General features: G+C 59.1%; 15 protein-coding genes. 4 read left to right on the forward strand and 11 right to left on the reverse strand.

All coding sequences use genetic code 11. The features are described 5' to 3' along the window. Window positions 1-30 precede the first annotated feature (30 nt). Window positions 31-2,169, forward strand: coding sequence for a TonB-dependent receptor plug domain-containing protein (locus ACW4YW_RS09840; protein ID WP_457137375.1), 2,139 nt, complete (start codon window positions 31-33; stop codon window positions 2,167-2,169). A 16-nt stretch (window positions 2,170-2,185) separates the two neighbouring features. Then, window positions 2,186-2,647 carry a TlpA family protein disulfide reductase gene (locus ACW4YW_RS09845; protein WP_457137376.1) on the forward strand — a complete coding sequence of 154 codons (462 nt, stop codon included), beginning with the start codon at window positions 2,186-2,188 and terminating at the stop codon, window positions 2,645-2,647. Between the two features lie 22 nt (window positions 2,648-2,669). Here the strand turns inward: ACW4YW_RS09845 and ACW4YW_RS09850 are convergent, their stop codons facing one another. From ACW4YW_RS09850 to glyA, 11 genes are all read right to left on the reverse strand, one after another. Next, window positions 2,670-4,124: a sensor domain-containing diguanylate cyclase gene (locus ACW4YW_RS09850; protein WP_457137377.1), complete on the reverse strand. Its 1,455-nt coding sequence runs from the start codon at window positions 4,122-4,124 to the stop codon at window positions 2,670-2,672. Between the two features lie 21 nt (window positions 4,125-4,145). Continuing rightward, window positions 4,146-4,466 (reverse strand): cell division protein FtsB, encoded by a 321-nt coding sequence (gene ftsB / locus ACW4YW_RS09855; RefSeq protein ID WP_407996934.1) that lies wholly within the window; start codon window positions 4,464-4,466, stop codon window positions 4,146-4,148. Next, window positions 4,463-5,746, reverse strand: a complete 1,284-nt coding sequence (eno, locus tag ACW4YW_RS09860; protein ID WP_407996933.1) for a phosphopyruvate hydratase — start codon at window positions 5,744-5,746, stop codon at window positions 4,463-4,465. Before eno ends, ftsB begins: the two co-directional genes overlap by 4 nt. A 41-nt stretch (window positions 5,747-5,787) precedes the next feature. Beyond that, the gene (gene kdsA / locus ACW4YW_RS09865; protein WP_309566487.1) at window positions 5,788-6,627 is read right to left on the reverse strand and encodes a 3-deoxy-8-phosphooctulonate synthase; all 840 of its coding nucleotides are present in this window, start codon (window positions 6,625-6,627) and stop codon (window positions 5,788-5,790) included. A gap of 5 nt (window positions 6,628-6,632) precedes the next feature. After that, a complete protein-coding gene (locus ACW4YW_RS09870; protein WP_457137378.1) occupies window positions 6,633-8,261 on the reverse strand; it encodes a CTP synthase in 1,629 nt (542 codons plus the stop codon). A 183-nt stretch (window positions 8,262-8,444) separates the two neighbouring features. Then, window positions 8,445-9,908, reverse strand: coding sequence for an NAD(P)H-hydrate dehydratase (locus ACW4YW_RS09875; RefSeq protein WP_457137379.1), 1,464 nt, complete (start codon window positions 9,906-9,908; stop codon window positions 8,445-8,447). An 8-nt stretch (window positions 9,909-9,916) separates the two neighbouring features. Continuing rightward, entirely contained in the window at window positions 9,917-11,041 is a 1,125-nt protein-coding gene (gene mtnA / locus ACW4YW_RS09880) for an S-methyl-5-thioribose-1-phosphate isomerase (protein WP_457137380.1), read from the reverse strand. Window positions 11,042-11,631: 590 nt separating this feature from the next. After that, window positions 11,632-12,432 carry a TatD family hydrolase gene (locus tag ACW4YW_RS09885; protein ID WP_457137381.1) on the reverse strand — a complete coding sequence of 267 codons (801 nt, stop codon included), beginning with the start codon at window positions 12,430-12,432 and terminating at the stop codon, window positions 11,632-11,634. Window positions 12,433-12,443: 11 nt separating this feature from the next. Beyond that, a complete protein-coding gene (gene ribD, locus ACW4YW_RS09890; RefSeq protein ID WP_457137382.1) occupies window positions 12,444-13,568 on the reverse strand; it encodes a bifunctional diaminohydroxyphosphoribosylaminopyrimidine deaminase/5-amino-6-(5-phosphoribosylamino)uracil reductase RibD in 1,125 nt (374 codons plus the stop codon). A gap of 930 nt (window positions 13,569-14,498) precedes the next feature. Continuing rightward, entirely contained in the window at window positions 14,499-14,945 is a 447-nt protein-coding gene (gene nrdR / locus ACW4YW_RS09895) for a transcriptional regulator NrdR (RefSeq protein ID WP_230341323.1), read from the reverse strand. A 195-nt stretch (window positions 14,946-15,140) separates the two neighbouring features. After that, window positions 15,141-16,388: a serine hydroxymethyltransferase gene (gene glyA, locus ACW4YW_RS09900; RefSeq protein WP_457137383.1), complete on the reverse strand. Its 1,248-nt coding sequence runs from the start codon at window positions 16,386-16,388 to the stop codon at window positions 15,141-15,143. Between the two features lie 350 nt (window positions 16,389-16,738). Here glyA and ACW4YW_RS09905 point away from each other — a divergent pair, with 350 nt between their 5' ends. Then, on the forward strand, window positions 16,739-18,262 hold the full coding sequence (locus ACW4YW_RS09905) for a fumarate hydratase (RefSeq protein WP_457137384.1): 1,524 nt from the start codon (window positions 16,739-16,741) through the stop codon (window positions 18,260-18,262). 13 nt (window positions 18,263-18,275) lie between these two features. Then, window positions 18,276-19,343, forward strand: a complete 1,068-nt coding sequence (locus tag ACW4YW_RS09910) for an NADH:flavin oxidoreductase/NADH oxidase (RefSeq protein ID WP_457137385.1) — start codon at window positions 18,276-18,278, stop codon at window positions 19,341-19,343. Window positions 19,344-19,371 lie beyond the last annotated feature (28 nt).

Raw genomic sequence — 19,371 nt, forward strand, 5'->3', positions numbered from 1 at the left:
CATAAATTATCGCTTATTCAAGGGATGCATATGACACCCACTAAACTTTTTGCCGCATGGCTAGCCTCATTCTGCCTGGGATTACTGCCCCTATCCAGCCCGCGCGCCGAAGAGGACACCTCCCAGATACAGCTCCCGCCGATCACCATCAAGAGCCGCACCAACCAGGGTTCGACCAGGCCCGGCGCGCTGCGCGACGACATCGTCAAGACCGAGTCCATCAGCGAGCGCCGCATCGAGCAATCCGGCGCGGTCAACCTGACGGAGGCGCTGGAGAAGCAGCCGGGCATTGCCGTGCAGGTGGAATGCTCGATCTGCAACGTGCGTAACGTGTTGCTCAACAACCTGCCCGGCCGCTATACCACATTGCTGATCGACGGCATCCCCATCTACTCGTCCGTCTCCTCGGCCTATGGCCTCGACAGCGTCAGCGTCTGGGGCATAGAACGCATCGATATCGCACGCGGCGCGGGCGCCAGCCTGATCGCGCCGGAAGCGCTCGCGGGCTCGGTCAATATCGTCAGCAAGCGTCCGCAGCAGGATAGCGCCAAGCTGCGCATTCAAGGCGGCAGCTTCGGCTCGCGGCTGTATGAGGGCTACCTGGCAAAAACATTGGAAAGCGGCGCGTTGACCGCGACGTTCAGCCAGAACCGCCATGATGCGGTGGATGCCAGCGGCGAAGGCGTTTCCGAATATACCGGTTACGACCGCAAGATGCTGGGCATAGGCTGGTTCGCCGACGACCTGGGCGGATTCACCGTACGCGGCCGCCTGGACATCGTGGACGAAAAACGCAACGGCGGCGCGCTCGGCAAACACTACAGCGCCATCAAGGCGGACCAGTCGGGCAATCCTTTCGACTTCAGCCGCGGACGGCATGGCTCGCCTGTGAGCAACGGCTGGTTCGCACCGGACGGCAGCGGATTCCTGCCCTGGGATCTGGGCCGGGCGGGACTGTCGGAAATCATCTTCACCGACCGGGTGCAGCTCACCACTTCGGCGGAAAAACAAATCGGCGACGGCAAGCTGCGCCTTGCTGTCGGGGCCGCCCAGCACAAGCAGGACAGCTTTTACGAAATCACCACCTACAAGGCCAAGCAGCAGCAATATTACCTGGAGGCATCCTACCAGTTCCCGCTGGCGGACTGGCTGCTGACCGCCGGGCTGAACTACCGTTACGAGGACCTGCGCAGCCACGGCTATTCCGCAGCGCAGGATGACTTCGTGCGGGGCGTGGACAATTACCGCTACCGCACCCCGGCCATGTTCCTGCAGGCCTACCGCACCTTCCTTGAGGAAAAGCTGGAACTCAATGCCTCGGTGCGCGCGGACGACCACAATGTGTTCGGCACCATCACCTCGCCGCGGCTCAACCTGCTCTACCACCACACGGACAAAATCGCGAGCCGCCTGAGCGTGGGGCGCGGCTTCCGCGCGCCGACCAGCTTCTTCGAACAGGACCACGGCATCCTCGACGACATCCGCATCATCCGGCTGCTGAGCAAGCCGGAGAAATCCGACAACCTCAGCTATGCCTTGAGTTATGCCGACGAGAGGCTGGCAGTGGTCGGCTCCTACAACTATAACCGCATCCACGACATGGCGATCCTGACGCCGGGCGTGGCGGACCCCGCCGGCGGCACCGGCACGGTGACGCTGTTCGAGAACTCGCCCGACAAGGTCGTGGTGCAAGGCGTGGACATCAATCTCTCCTACCAGCTCACGCCCAGCACCGTGGTCAGCATCGGCGGCGAACGCTTCCATTACCAGTTCACGCCTGGGACGCTGATATTCTCCCGTCCCAAGGCGCGCGCCTTCTTCACCGTGGATTACGAGCAAGGCCCCTGGACCGCCTACCTGCGCGTCAACTGGACCGGGCCGCACGACCTCGCCAAGTTCTACGACTATGCCAACAACCCGCGCTACAACTTCGACGGCAGCCGCAAGCGCGGCCATAGCCCTTCCTACGCCACCACCGACGTGCGCGCGGAATACCAGGTCAACAAGACCGTGGCGCTCTATGCCGGTGCCGACAACCTGTTCGACTACCAGCAGGTCAACAAGGAAAACTTTCTCTGGATCGACGGCGCGGGCAACGTGGACTTCACGCATTTATGGGGGCCAGGACGCGGCCGCTATCTCTATGCCGGGCTCAAGCTGAATTTCTGACGGAATCTCCTACCAGATGCGCGCACCGCTTTTCATCCTGCTATTGCTATTGGGCAGCCATGCCGCAGCGGAACCGGCCTTGGATTTCAAATTGCCGACGCTGGACGGCACGCGCTTTGTCGAATTGCGCCAGGTCGCCAAGCCGGTGCTGGTCAATTTCTGGGGTGTGGATTGTCCGCCGTGCGTGGCCGAACTGCCAATGCTCGATCAATTCGCGGCCCAACGCCCGGATTGGAGCGTTTTGCTAGTCAATACGGATAGCGCCGCCATGGCGCAGCGCTTCTTGGAGCAGCACCCAGTGAAATCCACCGTGCTGCGGCCGGGCATGAATGTCGCAGGCCTGATGCGCAAGGCCGGCAACAAGATCGGCGCGCTGCCCTTTACCGTAGTGCTAGATAGCAGACAAGCGATCTGTTTCCGTAAGACCGGGGCATTGAGCCCAGAGGATATGGCGCGGATTCCGGCATTATGCCGCTGATGCGGCAATACCCCAACCCGACCTAAATACTGCCTAAATGGACCTGGTTGCGCCCTGCCGTCTTGGCGGCGTACATGGCCTTGTCGGCACGCTCCAGCACCGGCTCCAGCTTCTCTCCAGCGCGTGCAACGGCGACGCCGAGGCTGGCCGTCATCGCGACTTGGCTGCCTTGGTAGGCGACAAGCTCGTCCTCGATGGCGCTGCGGATTTTCTCGGCCAGCAGCATGGCGTTGTGCTCGTCGCAATCCTTGATCACGATGAGGAACTCCTCCCCGCCCCAGCGGCACACGAAATCCGCGGCGCGGGTATTGGCCTTGATGGTACGCGCCACCACGTTCAGCACATGGTCGCCGCCCAGGTGCCCCAGCTTGTCGTTGATGGACTTGAAATGATCCACGTCCAGAACGATGAACGCCAAGGTGCTGCGCGCACGCTCGTTTTCATTGAGGAAGACATTGATCACCACGTCGAATGCGCGGCGGTTGGGCAAGCCGGTGAGGGTATCCGTCGTTGCCATGGTTTCCAGCTTGTCCTGGTAGCGCCGCAATGCCACATGGGTCAGCGCGACGACGATCGCGGTCACGACCAGGCATAGCAGCAGATTGATCTGCAGCGCCTGGCGGATATCGCTGGTTGCTTCCAGCTCATCCTGCCCGACGAACAAGTACCAGTGCAGCTCCGGGATGTAGCGGATATTGATGAGCTGCTTCGTCTCGGCGTCCTCGTACTGGAAACTGCCGCCGTGAGTGTCGTCTTTTGCCGTATCGAGCACTTGCTGGAAGATGCCGGCAAGCGCAGGCTGCTGGTTGATGTTCTGGCCGACCACCTGGTGCTTGCTGCCCGACAGGCGGATCAGGCCGGAGGCATCGACGAAATAGACGTCGCGCTTGAAGCGGCGCTGGTAATGGCTGATCAGCTTTTGCACCGAGTCCACGGTCAGGCCGACGCCTACCGCGCCCAGGTACTGGTTGTCATAATCCAGCACCCGGTAATTGATGAAGATGGTCAGGGCGTCGGCATGCGCCATATCCCGGTCCACATTGATCTCATAGGGATTGCGCATGTCGCGTACGCGGTAATACCAGGCATCCCGTTCTTCACCGGCTTGCACTTGCTTCAGCAAGCCCTTGCCGTAGTAGTAGTTGCTCGTGCGCTCCGACACCAGGAAACTGATGAATGCGCCGTATTGGCTCTGCACTTCCTGCAGGTAGCGGCTGACTCTGTCCACATCCTCTTCGCCGTCGAGAATCCAGTCGCGCAGGAAGGTATCCGAGGCCATCATGGACGACACGAAAATCGGCCGGATGAGGTCCTTCTGGATTTCGGAATAGATGTTGTCGGAGCTGAGCGGCAGCGTGCTATCGACGATCGCGTTGTGGATGGACATCCGCGACACCTGGTAGCTCACCACCGAGGTGGCGATGAAACCGGTTGCCAGGATGGCGATAATGAGGAAAATTAGCTTATGTCTGCTCATGGAAGTCGGCTAGACAAAAGCTCATTGCGCGCCGGGAGGCGCCACAGGCTGGGGAGCCGGCTTGCTGGGAAGCTGGTCTATCACCTGATAGAACACTTCGTCCTGCTTGATCATGCCCAGTTCGCTACGCGCACGCTCCTCGATCGCGGTATTGCCCTGCTTGAGGTCGCGCACTTCAGCGTCCAGGGTATCGTTGCGCAGCTTCAACTCGGCATTGCTGCTCTTCTGCGCAACGATCTTCTGGTTCAGGTCCCACACCCTCAGCCAGCTGCCCTTGCCCAGCCACAGCGGATACTGCAGCAAGGCAATCAAGGCGACGAAGATGAGGGTGAGGAATTTCACTTCAGGTTATAGAACGCTTCTTTGCCTGCATAGCTGGTGGCATCGCCGAGCTCTTCCTCGATACGCAGCAGCTGGTTGTACTTGGCGATGCGCTCGGAACGCGACAAGGAACCGGTCTTGATCTGCAATGCATTGGTTGCCACGGAGATATCCGCAATCGTGGTGTCCTCGGTCTCGCCGGAACGGTGCGAGATCACGGCGGTGTAGCCGGCGCGCTTGGCCGTTTCGATGGTAGTGAAAGTCTCGGTCAGTGTACCGATTTGATTAACCTTGATCAGCACGGAGTTGCCCACGCCCTTCTGGATGCCTTCGCGCAGAATCTTGGCGTTGGTCACGAACAGGTCGTCGCCCACCAGCTGCACCTTCTTGCCGATGCGGTCGGTCAGCAGCTTCCAGCCGTCCCAGTCATGCTCGGACATGCCGTCCTCGATGCTGACGATGGGGTACTTGTCGACCCAGGTCGCCAGGTAGTCGGTGAACTGCTCCGACGTCAGTTGCAGGCCTTCGGATTCCAGGTGGTAGAGACCGTCCTTGTAGAACTCGGAGCTGGCGCAATCCAGACCCAGCAGGATGTCGCGTCCCGGCTCGTAGCCGGCGGCAGTGATCGCCTGCAGGATGTACTGGATCGCGGCTTCGTTGGACGGCAGGTCGGGCGCAAAGCCACCTTCGTCACCCACGGTGGTCGCCAAGCCTTCGTTGTGCAGGATTTTCTTCAAGGCATGGAACACTTCGGCGCCAGCACGCAGGGCTTCGCGGAATGTCGGCAAGCCGGCGGGGATGATCATGAATTCCTGCATGTCCACGCTGTTTTCGGCATGCGCGCCGCCGTTGATGATGTTCATCATCGGGGTAGGCAGTTGCATGAAGCCGGAACCGCCGAGGTAGCGGTAGAGCGGCAGGCCGGACTCTTCAGCCGCGGCACGGGCGCAGGCCATGGAGACCGCGAGGATCGCATTCGCGCCCAGGCGGCTCTTGTTCTCGGTGCCGTCGAGGTCGATCAGGGTCTGGTCGATGAAGCTCTGCTCTTCCACGTCGAGGCCGATGATAGCTTCGGTGATTTCGGTATTGACGTTCTCGACCGCCTGCAACACTCCCTTGCCGAGGTAACGCGCGGCGTCGCCGTCGCGCAACTCAACCGCTTCCTTGGTACCAGTGGAGGCGCCGGAAGGCACGGCCGCACGGCCGATCACGCCGGACTCGAGCAGGACATCTACCTCGACTGTGGGGTTACCGCGGGAATCGATGATCTCGCGGGCAATAATATCAACAATTGCACTCATGCTTTATTTCCTCAATTTAGATTTGGATTTTTTGTTCCGGCTTACACCGTATGTTCGATGAAGCCAGCTTTTTTCACCACACGGTCGAGGTCGACCAACACTTCCAGCAACGCCTTCATCTTGGACAAAGGCCAGGCGTTCGGTCCGTCGGACAAGGCCTTGGCAGGATCTGGATGGGTTTCCATGAACACCCCTGCCACGCCGCTGGCGACTGCGGCGCGCGCCAGCACAGGCACGAACTCGCGCTGGCCGCCGCTCTTGTCCCCTTGGCCGCCAGGCTGCTGGACTGAATGCGTGGCATCGAACACCACCGGGCAATTCGTCTCGCGCATAATGGCGAGTCCACGCATGTCAGAGACTAAAGTATTGTAGCCAAAAGAAGCGCCGCGCTCGCACACCATGATGGTATCCGCGCCGCCGTTGGCTTCTTTTGCCTTCTGCACCACCTGCTTCATGTCGCCAGGCGCCAGGAACTGGCCCTTCTTGATATTCACCGGCTTGCCGGACTTGGCGCAGGCCGTGATGAAATCGGTCTGGCGGCAGAGGAAGGCCGGCGTCTGCAAGACGTCCACCACCGCGGCCACATGCGGCACCTGTTCTTCGGTATGCACGTCGGTGAGGATGGGCACGCCGAGCTGACGGCGCACTTCGTCGAGAATCTTCAAGCCCTCGTCCATGCCGAAACCGCGGAAGGTCTTGTTAGAACTGCGGTTGGCCTTGTCGTAGGAGGATTTGTAGATGAAGTTGATGCCCAGCGCAGTGGTGATTTCCTTGAGCTGGCCTGCCGTCTCGATCGCCATTTCCTGCGATTCGATCACGCATGGGCCGGCAATCAGGAACAAGGGCTGGTCTATGCCAACCTCAAAACCGCAAAGCTGCATGTTGGTTACGCCTTTCTGTTGGCCAGGGCCGCTGCAATATAGGCATTGAACAAGGGATGCCCGCTGCGTGGATTGGAGGTGAATTCAGGGTGGAATTGGCAGGCAACGAACCAGGGATGCACGCCGCTTGGCAGCTCGACCATTTCACAGAGCTGCTCGGTCGGCGTACGCGCCGACACCACCAGGCCGGCCTTTTCCAGCTTCTCCACATAGTTGTTGTTGACTTCGTAGCGGTGGCGGTGGCGCTCGTTGACTTCGGCGCCGTAAATGGCAAACGCCTTGGTATCCGGCACGATGGGGCACTTCTGCGCGCCCAGGCGCATAGTGCCGCCGAGGTCGGAATCCTCGCTGCGCTGCTCCACCTTGCCGTCGGCGTTCTTCCACTCGGTGATGAGGCCCACCAGCGGATGCGGAGTCTTGGGGTCGAACTCGGTGCTGTTGGCATTCTCGAGCTTGGCGACATTGCGCGCAAACTCGATCACAGCCAGCTGCATGCCCAGGCAAATGCCTAAATATGGCGTCTTGCTTTCGCGCGCATAGCGGATCGCGGCGATCTTGCCTTCCGTCCCGCGCTTGCCGAAACCGCCCGGCACCAGGATGGCGTCCATCTTTTCGAGTTCGCCAGTGCCCTGCTTTTCCACGTCCTCGGAATCGATATAGTGGATATTGACCTTGGATTCGTTATGGATGCCGGCATGGATCAAGGCTTCGGTCAGCGACTTGTAGGATTCGGTCAGGTCTACATACTTGCCGACGAAGGCGATATTGACCTCATGCTTGGGGTTCTTGAGCGTATGTACGATGCGGTTCCAGCTCGACAGGTCCGCCGCGCGCGCAAGCAGGTTGAGCTTATGACAGACGATCTCGTCCAGCATCTGCTCGTGCAGCATGCGAGGAATGCTGTAAATACTGTCGGCGTCCATCACCGAGATCACCGCCTCATGCGGCACATTGGTGAACAAGGCAATCTTGCGCTTTTCATCCTCGGGGATGGCGCGGTCCGCACGGCAGAGCAGAATGTCGGGCTGGATACCGATCTCGCGCAGTTCCTTCACGGAATGCTGGGTAGGCTTGGTCTTGAGCTCGCCCGCGGTGGGAATCCACGGCAGCAGCGTCAGGTGCATGAAACAGGTATTGGTGCGGCCTTCCTCGATGCCCATCTGGCGGATCGCCTCGAGGAAAGGCAGGGACTCGATGTCGCCCACCGTGCCGCCGACTTCGACAATCGCCACGTCGGCGCCTTCGGCGCCACGCTTCACGTGCGCCTTGATCTCGTCGGTGATATGCGGAATCACCTGCACGGTCTTGCCCAGGTATTCGCCGCGGCGCTCCTTCTTGATCACGGTTTCGTAGATCTGGCCGGTAGTGAAGTTGTTGCGCTTGCCCATGCGCGCGCTGATGAAGCGCTCATAATGGCCGAGGTCGAGATCGGTCTCGGCGCCGTCGTCGGTGACGAACACCTCGCCGTGCTGGAACGGGCTCATGGTGCCCGGGTCGACGTTGATGTAGGGGTCAAGCTTGAGCATGGTCACCTTGATGCCACGCGACTCTAGAATTGCGCCTAAGCTGGCAGCTGCAATGCCTTTACCTAATGAGGAAACAACCCCGCCGGTAACGAATACGAATTTGGTCATGGAATAAAAACTTTGGGACATTGCGGACGGGGTTAGATTTTACTGCAAACGCCTATTGCCGACAAATGGGAAAATCCGCCTACACGGCGCTTGGCAAGCCGTTATGATTAATATTCAATCGGTAAGGTTCAATAGTTGAATGATCGCTTCAGGAGCTGTTTTGACCATGCCTGCGGCATGGCATCAAGCCTTGCCGTATACCCAGCCATTGAGCAGTTCCCTTGCAGCCAATGCCACTTCGCCGGCAGTGAGCCCGACCGGGCCGATACCGCGCAGAACCAAGGCATCTGCGGCAGCACCGTGCAGGTAAACCCCGAGTAGCACCGCCTGCTCCATGGCCATGCGCTGCGCAAGCAAGGCAGCTATGATGCCGCACAAGGTATCGCCCATGCCGGCGCTTGCCATGCCGGGATTGCCGCTCCGGTTGACGAACCAGCGCCCGTCCGGCAAGGCGATGATGCTGCCGCAGCCTTTGAGCACGACGACAGCCTGGTATGCATGGGCAAGCCTCAACGCGTTGGCAATACGGTCGGCCTGCACTTCGTCATTGCTGCATCCGAGCAGGCGGGCGGCCTCGCCGGGATGCGGGGTCAGTACCGTGCTGCCTGCGGCACGCCATTTTAATTTCTGCTGAAGTTCGGGGTGTTCCGCCACCAGGTTCAGCGCATCCGCATCCAGCACCAGGGGTTGAGTCTGTGCCAGCACCTCGTGCAGTACCGCCATCGCCGCGCTCGAGACCCCCATGCCGGGCCCGACTGCCAATACGTTGGACAACGTCGGTACGCTGGCGGTATCACGCAGCATCAGTTCCGCCTGTACCGTATCCAGCACAAAAGGCTGTTTTGCGAGCAGACCGCAATACACCCGCCCCGCCCCCAGCAGCAGCGCTGCCCTGGAAGCGAGGATGGCGGCCCCTGCCATATGCTCAGCGCCGCCGATCACGCCAACGCTGCCATGGCTGCCTTTGTGGCTGTTCAGCTTTCTCGGCAAGGGCAAGGCCGGAGGTTGGTCGACCAACGATCCAGCGGCACTTGAATCCTCGATCTCCAGTCCCAGTGCCTCAAGGTGAATTTCGCCCGCATGATCAGGGCCGTCCAGGGTAAACAAGCCGGGCTTGAGGCCGATGAAGCTCAACGTATGTTTTGCTTTGATGGCGGCGCCGAGCACGCGCCCTGTCGCTGTGCACAAGCCGCTGGGAACATCCAGCGCCAGCACCGGCAAGCCAAGCGCGTTCACTTGAGCAATCAGCCCGCTGTAATGGGCATCCAGCTCGCGGGACAAACCGATCCCGAATAGGCCGTCGATCACCAATTGCCAACGCCCGTGTGGCGGGATTTCAGTACGCAACTCGCCGCCTGCGGCAACCCATGCATCGTAGGCTGCGGCGGCATCGGCAGGCAGCCTGGCCCTGTCGCCGGTAAACACCACGGTCACCTGGTGCCAAGCCGCCTTCAGATGGCGTGCGGCAACCAGTGCGTCGCCGCCGTTGTTTCCCGGCCCTGCCAGTACCAGCACGCTGTATTCATGTTCGCACAGCAGCTTGCGCGCCATATCGGCAGCCGCTAGGCCGGCTTTTTCCATCAAACCATCGGCAGCATGCTGCTGCTCGATTTCCCGCAGTTGAGCTAGATCATATAAAGGATTCATGGGCTGGCTTAATGATTGCTGGTTATTGGATTGATTGTTGCGTCGACAATCTGCAGGATATCGCCTAGACGGCCTGGTGCATAGCAACCATGCTCGGTAATGATGGAAGTCACCAGCCGCGCGGGCGTCACGTCGAACGCGGGATTTGCGGCCGCGCTGCCTTCCGGCGTCACGCGCACGCTGGCCGTGCATCCGTTTTCCGCCCGCCCGACCACCATGTGGATTTCATCGGCGTCCCGCTCTTCGATCGGGATATCCTTCGCATCGGCAATCTGCCAGTCTATTGTCGGCGTCGGCACTGCAGCGTAGAACGGCACCTCGTTGTCCGCCGCAGCCAGCGCCTTGAGATAGGTGCCGATCTTGTTGCAGACATCGCCGGTGCGCGTAACGCGATCCGCTCCCACGATCACGCAATCCACCTTGCCTTGCTGCATCAGGTGCCCACCTGCATTGTCGCACACCACGGTATAGGGCACGCCGTGCTGCTGCAGCTCCCAGGCCGTCAGGCTGGCGCCCTGGTTGCGCGGCCGGGTTTCATCCACCCATACATGGATATCCATGCCAGCATCAAAGGCAGCATAGACAGGAGCCAGCGCCGTTCCCCAATCCACGGTCGCCAACCAGCCGGCATTGCAGTGCGTAAGGATATTAAGCCGGCCCGACTTGGCTACCGCCAATGCTTGCAGCAAGGCCAGCCCATGCTGTCCGATCGCCTGGTTGGTGCGGACATCCTCGTCGGCGATTTGCGCAGCTTCCCGCCAGGCGTATTCGCAGCGCCGGGCTTCAGCTACCGCCATCAATTTCAGCATCATGCGCTCCACCGCCCAACGCAAATTCACCGCCGTTGGCCGGCTTGCCAGCAAGCTCGCGGCCGCCGCCTGCAAGTTTCCGTCGCTGGCGGAATGCTGGCTTGCCAATGCCATTCCATAGGCAGCGGCGGCTCCGATCAATGGAGCGCCGCGCACCTGCATCCGGCGGATGGCATCCGCCACCTGCTGCACCGAATCGAGCGTAACGATACGCCATTCATGCGGCAGCGCCGTCTGGTCGATAATGCCCACGCGATACGAAGCATCTCCGCCTTCTGCAACAAGCGGCCAGATGGTGCGAAATTGTTGTTGACCTATTTTCATTTTTCTATTTGGAAACAAGAAATATTACTATCCACAAAATCTGTGGATAATTTTGTGGATAGGGGTGACTTGAAATTGTAACTATTGTAATTAAAAGGAATTTTTCAATTTGCCCACTTTTTGCACTAAATAATAAGTTATTGATTTTTAATAAAATTTAGTATGTCTTTGGATTCATTAAGGTTCTTGCAAAAAGCTGAAGTAATACTTGAGCTTGTGTGCACAACTGACCATAAATTGATCGACAAGAACTATGGCAATAGATCAATCCAGCAAAAGTGAAATTAAATCTGCCGTAAAAATGCAACTTTAATTTCATCTTTTTGTAATCCCGATTTTGGACTCATCAATGCAGGTCGTGCATTCTCCACTTTTAGCCAACCGTGTTGCTTCAAATTGCGCCTGCTGGCTATCTGCTGAGCTATCCACAAATTCTGTGGATAATTTTGTGGATAGCTGTGACTTAAAAGTGTAACTTCCCAATCCATAATGGTTTTTTTTAATCGCCCAAAAAATGAACTTATTTATTAACTATTTAAAATCAATGGTTTATTGTAAGCCATTGGATTGTTAACATTTTTTAACAGGCTTTAAAGTATCACTTGAGGTGGTGTGTATAAATTCGCCAGCCCGGGCAAAATGTCAAGTGCATTTTGAGTGGTTTTTTTCATGATCGATTCGACATCTTCGCGCCTGATTTCCGCGAGCACCTGGGCAATCCGCACAAGCTGATCCGGCTGGTTGCGTCCATGATGACCCAGCCATGAAGGAGGAATGTCAGGCGCATCGGTTTCCAGCACGATGTTTTCCAGCGGCAACGCCTGCGCCAAGTGGCGTATCTTGAGCGCGCGGTCATAGGTCATGGCGCCACCGAACCCCAGCTTGAAGCCCAGCTTGATGAATTCCTGCGCCTGCTGCAAGCTGCCGTTGAACGCATGGGCAATGCCCCGCACCTTGAACCGCCGCACCTGCTTCAATACCTGGTCCACAGAGCGCCTGACATGCAGCAGCACCGGCAGGTCGTATTCCCGCGCCAGCTTGAGCTGCTCGACGAAGTAAAACTCCTGGCGCTCGCGATCGTAATGCTCGATGAAGAAATCCAGGCCGATTTCTCCCACGGCTACCACATGGTCGCGGTTGCTCGCGATTTCCCCTGCCAGGATTTCCAGGTCTTGCGGTTGCGACTGGTCGACGAATAAAGGATGTATGCCCAGTGCCATGGCACAGCCCGGGTAACGCGCTGCAAGCTCCTGCACCGCAACGAAATTGCTGCGCACGACCGCGGGAACCACGATGATGCCGACTCCCGCCTGCAAAGCAGCCTGCACCATCTCTGCACGGTCATGGTCGAACTCGGGCGCATCCAGGTGACAGTGGGTATCGATCAGCATGAGCCCCGCCGTCACTTCACAGGCTTGGCGCGCACGAACCAGTCTGCACCCACCTGGCGCGAATCCAGCATCTGCAATTGAATTTTCTGCTGCATGTCCTGCAGCGCAGGCATGGCGAACATATCGCGCGCCTCCGCGCCCAGCAGCACCGGCGCGTAATACAGCAGCAACTCGTCAATCAGCCCGGCATGCAGCAGGCCGCCATTCAACACCGCGCCCGCCTCCACCATCACTTCGTTGATCTGCCGCTGGGCCAAGGCTTGCAGCAGGCCCTCGAGGTCTACCCGCCCTGCCTGGCCAGGTAGAGCTACCAATTCGGCACCGGCATCACGCAAGTCCTTTTCCTGCGCGGGCAGGCTTGTCGCATGGGCGACCAGCACCCGGCCGGCCGACAGCGTTGCAGCAGAGGGCGGGGTGCGCAATTGGCTATCGACGATCACGCGCCAGGGCTGGACGCCATGCCGCGCCTGCAGAAGCCCTTCATCCCGCACGGTTAGCAGCGGATCGTCGGCAAGCACGGTGCCGACGCCAGTGAGTATCGCGCAGGATTGCGCCCGCCATTGCTGTACATGCTGGCGGGCCGAAGGCCCGGTGATCCATTTGCTCTGCCCGTTGCTCAGGCCGGTCTTGCCATCCAGGCTGGCGGCGATCTTGCTGCGCACCCAGGGGCGTTGCCTGGTCATGCGCGAAATGAACCCGGCATTCAATGCCCTGGCTTCATGTTCGAGCAAGCCGGAAGCAACCTCGATGCCATGTTCGGCCAAGCGCCTCAGCCCGTTGCCCGACACCACCGGATTAGGATCCTGCATGGCGGCGACTACGCGCCTGACGCCCGCCTTGACCAAGGCATCGGCACATGGCGGCGTACGCCCAAAATGACTGCACGGCTCCAAGGTAACGTAGGCGTCGGCGCCTGCCGCCTGCTCCCCGGCCATCCTCAAGGCATGCACTTCCGCATGCGGCTCGCCCGCCCTGAGATGCGCGCCATGTCCGACCACCCTGCCATCCTTGACGATCACGCAGCCAACGCGCGGGTTGGGGCTGGTGCCGTACAAACCACGCTCCGCCTCGCGCAAGGCAAGATTCATATACTGATGGTCGCTGGCGGAAAATTCCGGGGAAATAAAGGCGTTCATGCTGTCATGATAAGTGCTGGCAAGGGCGGGAGACAAGCAGAGAACAGCAGTGTTTAGTCCTTAATAGCCAGCGTGCCTGCCCGCCACAAACCCAAGGGCGAGCGTAGCGATGCCAAGTCGCTGTTGCTTTTGACCTTGGGTTTGGATTCCCCGTCTGGCTGCGCCGAGTAGCGCAAATCTGTCTGGAAAAAGCGCTTGCGTCTGTTTGAGCGTAGCGAGTTCAGCAAGCGCCCAGACAGATTGAGCAACGCAGGGGACCGGGAGCTTGCTCCCGGCGCAGACTCCGGGGTCGCCTTTTGTTTGGTTCCTTTATTTTGGCGAAGCAAAATAAAGGGACTCGCTGACAAGCGAAAGGCAATGGTTCAATCACCTGCGATAGTGGTCAAGACCATGGTTGCTTAATTCACTATCCAAGCCCCAATCTTCAACCCCATCAAACTCAACGGTTTTTAGTCTGCATCCATATTGTGATTAGCGAGAGGATGGGTTTCGCCTCGCCGGGCGAGTATCTTTCTTTTGCTTCGCCAAAAGAAAGATACGAAAGAAAACGAAGTTTCGGCGGAGCCAAAAGGCGACCCGATTGTCTGCGACCCGGAACGTTGTTCCGGGCAACCTGTGTTGCTCGCTTTTAATGGGGACTGGCTGAACTCGCTGCGCTCAGACAGACGCCAGTCCTGTTTCCATTAAAAGCTGCGCTACTCGGCGCAGCCAGACGGGAGGAAAGTCAACGGCGACTTGGCTTCGCTGCGCTCGCCCTTAATAAAGAAAAGGAGCTCACCCGGCCAAGCGAAATGCATTCTCCCGCCATTAATAATCAAGGATGCACCCACCCCAACTATCACCAGTCAATACCAAATAAAAAAGCACCGCCCCAGATCACTGGTAGCGGTGCTTTTCACTCAGGCTGCTGGCTTGTCGCCAGCCCTGCAATCAATCCAGGTCGCGAATCACATCGCTGAAATCATCAACATCCTGAAAGCTGCGGTAAACCGACGCGAAACGGATATAAGCCACCTTGTCGATAGCCTTCAATTCCTGCATGACGATTTCGCCAAGATCGCGCGCAATGATCTCGCGTTCGCCCTTGGCGAGAATTTTCTGCACGATATGCTCGAGCGCCCTGTCCACGTATTCGGTCGGCACCGGGCGCTTGTGCAAGGCGCGTGTGAAAGACAAGCGCAGTTTATCCCGGTTGAATTCCTCGCGGTTGCCGTTCTGCTTCACCACCTGCGGCAAATGCAGTTCCGCCGTTTCATAGGTGGTGAAACGCTTGTCGCAGGCATTGCACCGCCGGCGGCGGCGAATGGAATCCCCTTCCTCGTTGACACGGGAATCGATCACTTGCGTATCGTCGGCACCGCAAAACGGACATTTCATCGAGTAATTCTGCCCCGCAATTCTTACAATTTAAAGAAGAAAGCCTTCACCTACGGCAAGGCACGTTCTGTATGAGTGATGTACAAGCCCGTTAACAGAACGCAACGTAGCGCTCCTGGCTAGGCGCTCTGCCGCAGACAGTACAAGTCGTACGACAGGCACCACAACAACGCCAGGAGAGTTTTGTTAGTCGCGCTAAGCGCCGTATACCGGGAAGCGCGAAGTCAAGGCATGCACCTTGGCCTTGGTCGCGGCGATCACCGACTCGTCAGTTGGGTTATCCAGGATATCGGCAATCAGGTTGGCCACTTCGGCGGCTTCCACTTCCTTGAAACCGCGCGTGGTGATCGCTGGCGAACCAATGCGTATGCCGGAAGTGACGAACGGACTTTCCGGGTCGTTCGGGATTGCGTTCTTGTTCACGGTGATATGCGCCTGGCCGAGGTAGGCATCGGCGGCCTTGCCGGTCAAGCCCTTAGGACGCAGGTCGACCAGGAACACGTGAGACTGCGTGCCGCCGGAGATGATGCGCAAGCCGCGCGAAGCCAGGGTCTTGGCCATGGTGTCGGCGTTCTTCAACACCTGCTCCTGGTAAGCCTTGAATTCTGGCTGCGCCGCTTCGAGGAAGGCGACCGCCTTGCCCGCGATCACATGCATGAGCGGACCGCCCTGCAGGCTTGGGAACACGCTGGAATTGAGCGACTTCTCGAACTCGGCCTTGGCCATGATCAGACCGCCGCGCGGGCCGCGCAAGGTCTTGTGCGTTGTGGAGGTAACGAAGTCAGCATGCGGAACCGGGTTGGGATAGACGCCAGCCGCGATCAAGCCGGCATAGTGCGCCATATCCACCATGAAATAGGCGCCGACCTTCTTGGCAATTTCGGCCATGCGCGCCCAGTCGAAACGCAGCGCGTAAGCGGAAGCGCCGCCGATCAGCAGCTTTGGCTTGCACTCCAGTGCAATGCGCTCCATTTCGTCGTAGTCGATCTCTTCCTTGTCATTGAGACCGTAAGGCACGATATTGAACAGCTTGCCGGACAGGTTGGCCGGGGAGCCGTGCGTCAAGTGGCCGCCGTGGCCCAGGTTCATGCCCATGACGGTGTCGCCGGGCTTGAGGATGGAGAAATACACGGCCTGGTTGGCCTGGGAGCCGGAATGCGGCTGCACGTTGGCGTATTCTGCGCCGAACAGCTTCTTCAGGCGGTCGATCGCCAATTGCTCGACGCCGTCAACGAACTCACAGCCGCCATAGAAACGCTTGCCCGGATAACCCTCTGCATACTTGTTGGTCAGTTGCGAACCCTGCGCCTGCATGACGGCAGGGCTGGTGTAGTTCTCGGAGGCGATCAGTTCGATGTGTTCGTCCTGGCGGTGACGCTCGGCTTCTACATATTTCCACAGATCGGGATCAACAACGCTCAGGTTTTTGGCCGTGCTAAACATGTTCTATATCTCGGGGATGAAAATGAATAGGCGGGATTTTAACATGTTCATTGCACAACAGCTTTGAAACAGATTCACAGCCAATGAAAATGATTCATTGCCTGCCTGCAGCCAACTTGCAACCACCACTTGCACCAATACAGCCGGACCGCTCAGCAATAAAATATTTAACCAATTGAAATATAAATAAATTAACAATTGGCACATCGATTGCTACGATCATCCTGAGATGTATTCCCATCTCATCACACTCTCTCTCCGCCGGCAGCCTCTTCGTCTGATGTTGCTGGCGGCCTTTTCCCCCCGGTCAGGTATAATCTCTACCTAATATTCATATCGAATTCCGCATCATGGCCTTCATCCGCCAAGAAGACTTCATCGACAGCATCCACCAGGCGTTGCAATACATTGCCTGCTACCATTCGCCGGACTTTCTCGCGGCCATGCACGATGCATGGCAACGCGAGCCTTCCCCGGCAGCGCGCGATGCCATGGCGCAGATTCTCATCAACTCCTACCTCTGCGCACAGGGGCAACGCCCGCTGTGCCAGGATACCGGCATCGTCGTGGCCTTTGTTTCCATCGGCATGAACGTGCAATGGCAGGCCAGCATGAGCTTGCAGGAAATGGTGGACGAAGGCGTACGCCGCGCCTATCTTGACCCGGATAACCGCCTGCGTGCCTCCATCGTGCGCGACCCGGCGGGCAAACGCCTCAATACCCGCGACAACACGCCGTCTGTCGTGCATGTCGAGATGGTGCCCGGCGACACGGTCGACATCCATATCGCCGCCAAGGGCGGCGGTTCGGAAAACAAATCCAAGCTCGCCATGCTGGAACCTTCCGACGACATCGTGGAATGGGTGCTCAAGACCGTGCCGGACATGGGTGCCGGCTGGTGCCCGCCCGGTGTACTCGGCATCGGCATCGGCGGCACGGCGGAAAAAGCTGTGCTGCTCGCCAAGCAATCCCTGTTCGCCTCCATCGACATCCAGGCATTAAAGGCGCGCGGGCCGCAGACGCGCGCGGAGGAACTGCGCCTCGAAATCTACGAGAAGGTCAACCGACTCGGCATCGGCGCCCAAGGCCTCGGCGGCCTCACCACCGTACTGGACGTGAAGATACTCGAGGCCCCGACCCACGCGACTTCATTGCCGGTCGCCATCATTCCCAATTGCGCGGCCACCCGCCATGTGCACTTTACGCTGGATGGCAGCGGCCCGGCCCGGCTGCCTGTGCCCAAGCTCGAAGACTGGCCGCAGATTGCGCTGGATGCCAGCACGCCCATGCGCCGCGTCAACCTGGATACGCTGACGCCTGACGACATCACGCAATGGCAGCCGGGCGAGAAACTGCTGCTCTCGGGCAAGTTGCTCACCGGCCGCGATGCCGCCCACAAGCGCATCGTCGACCTAATCGCGCGCGGCGAACCCATGCCGGAAGGCCTGGATTTCACCAACCGCTTCATCTACTACGTCGGCCCGGTCGACCCGGTGGGGGACGAGATCATCGGCCCGGCGGGCCCCACCACCGCGACGCGCATGGACCGCTTCACGGAAACCATGCTGACCAAGACCGGCTTGCTCGGCATGATAGGCAAGGCCGAACGCGGCGAAGCCACCGTGCAGGCGATCAAGCGGCACAAATCGGTCTACCTGATTGCCATTGGCGGCGCGGCCTACTTGATCTCGCAGGCCATCAAGGCATCGCGCGTCGTCGCTTTTGCCGACCTGGGCATGGAAGCCATCTACGAATTCACGGTGGAAGACATGCCAGTGACCGTGGCCGTGGACAGCCAGGGGCACTCCGTGCATGACTCCGGCCCTGCCGAATGGCGCCCCCGGATTGCCGACATCCCCATTTTCAGCACATAGGCAGGATTCACGCATGGCCAAACTATTTACCCCAATCCGTTTCCGCGAGACTGAAATCAAGAACCGTATTTTCGTCTCGCCCATGTGCCAGTACTCCGCCGAAGATGGCATTGCCAACCATTGGCACCTGGTTCACCTTGGCGGCCTGGCCGTAGGCGGCGCGGGCCTGGTCATCGCCGAGGCGACAGCGGTTGCACCCGAAGGCCGCATCACCCCTTCCTGCCTCGGGTTGTGGTCCGATGCGCATACCCAGGCGTTCAAGCCCATCGTGGAATTCATCAAGCAGCAAGGCGCCGTTCCCGCGATCCAGATCGCCCATGCCGGACGCAAGGCATCATGCGACGTGCCCTGGCGCGATGGCAAATTCCTCAGCCCGGAACAAGGCGGCTGGCAGACCGTGGCGCCCTCCGCGCTTCCCGTCACGTCTGAGCATGGCACGCCCCGCGCCCTCAGCCGTGAGGAAATCCAGCAGATCGCAGCACAATTCCATGCAGCAGCCGAACGCGCGCTGGAAGCAGGCTTTGAAGTATTAGAGTTGCATTGTGCCCACGGCTATCTGTTGCACGAGTTTCTTTCTCCTTTGTCGAACCGTCGTGAGGACGAATACGGCGGCAGCCTGGAAAACCGCTGCCGCCTAGCGCTCAATATCGCGCGCGACTTGCGCGGATTATGGCCGCAGGACAAGCCTGTCTTCGTGCGTATTTCCGCGACCGACTGGGTGGAGGGTGGGTGGGACATCGAGCAATCGATACAGTTTGCCAAATGGTTCAAGGACATCGGCATCGACCTGATAGACTGCTCCAGCGGCGGCCTGGTCCTGGATGCCAAGATTCCCGCCGGGCCCGGCTACCAGACCGAGTTCGCACAACGTATCCGCCACGAGGCAGGCATTGCCACTGGCGCGGTGGGCCTGATTACATCAGCATTGCAAGCCGAGCATACCCTGGTCACAGGCCAGGCCGACGTCGTCATGCTCGCGCGCAAACTGCTGAGCGACCCGCATTGGCCGCTGCATGCGGCCAAGGAATTGCGCACCGATGTTGTATGGCCGGAGCAATATGTGCGTGCCAAGCATATTTAACGATTGCAGGTGCCAGCTTGGACTGGCA

Source organism: Methylobacillus pratensis (assembly GCF_054072455.1).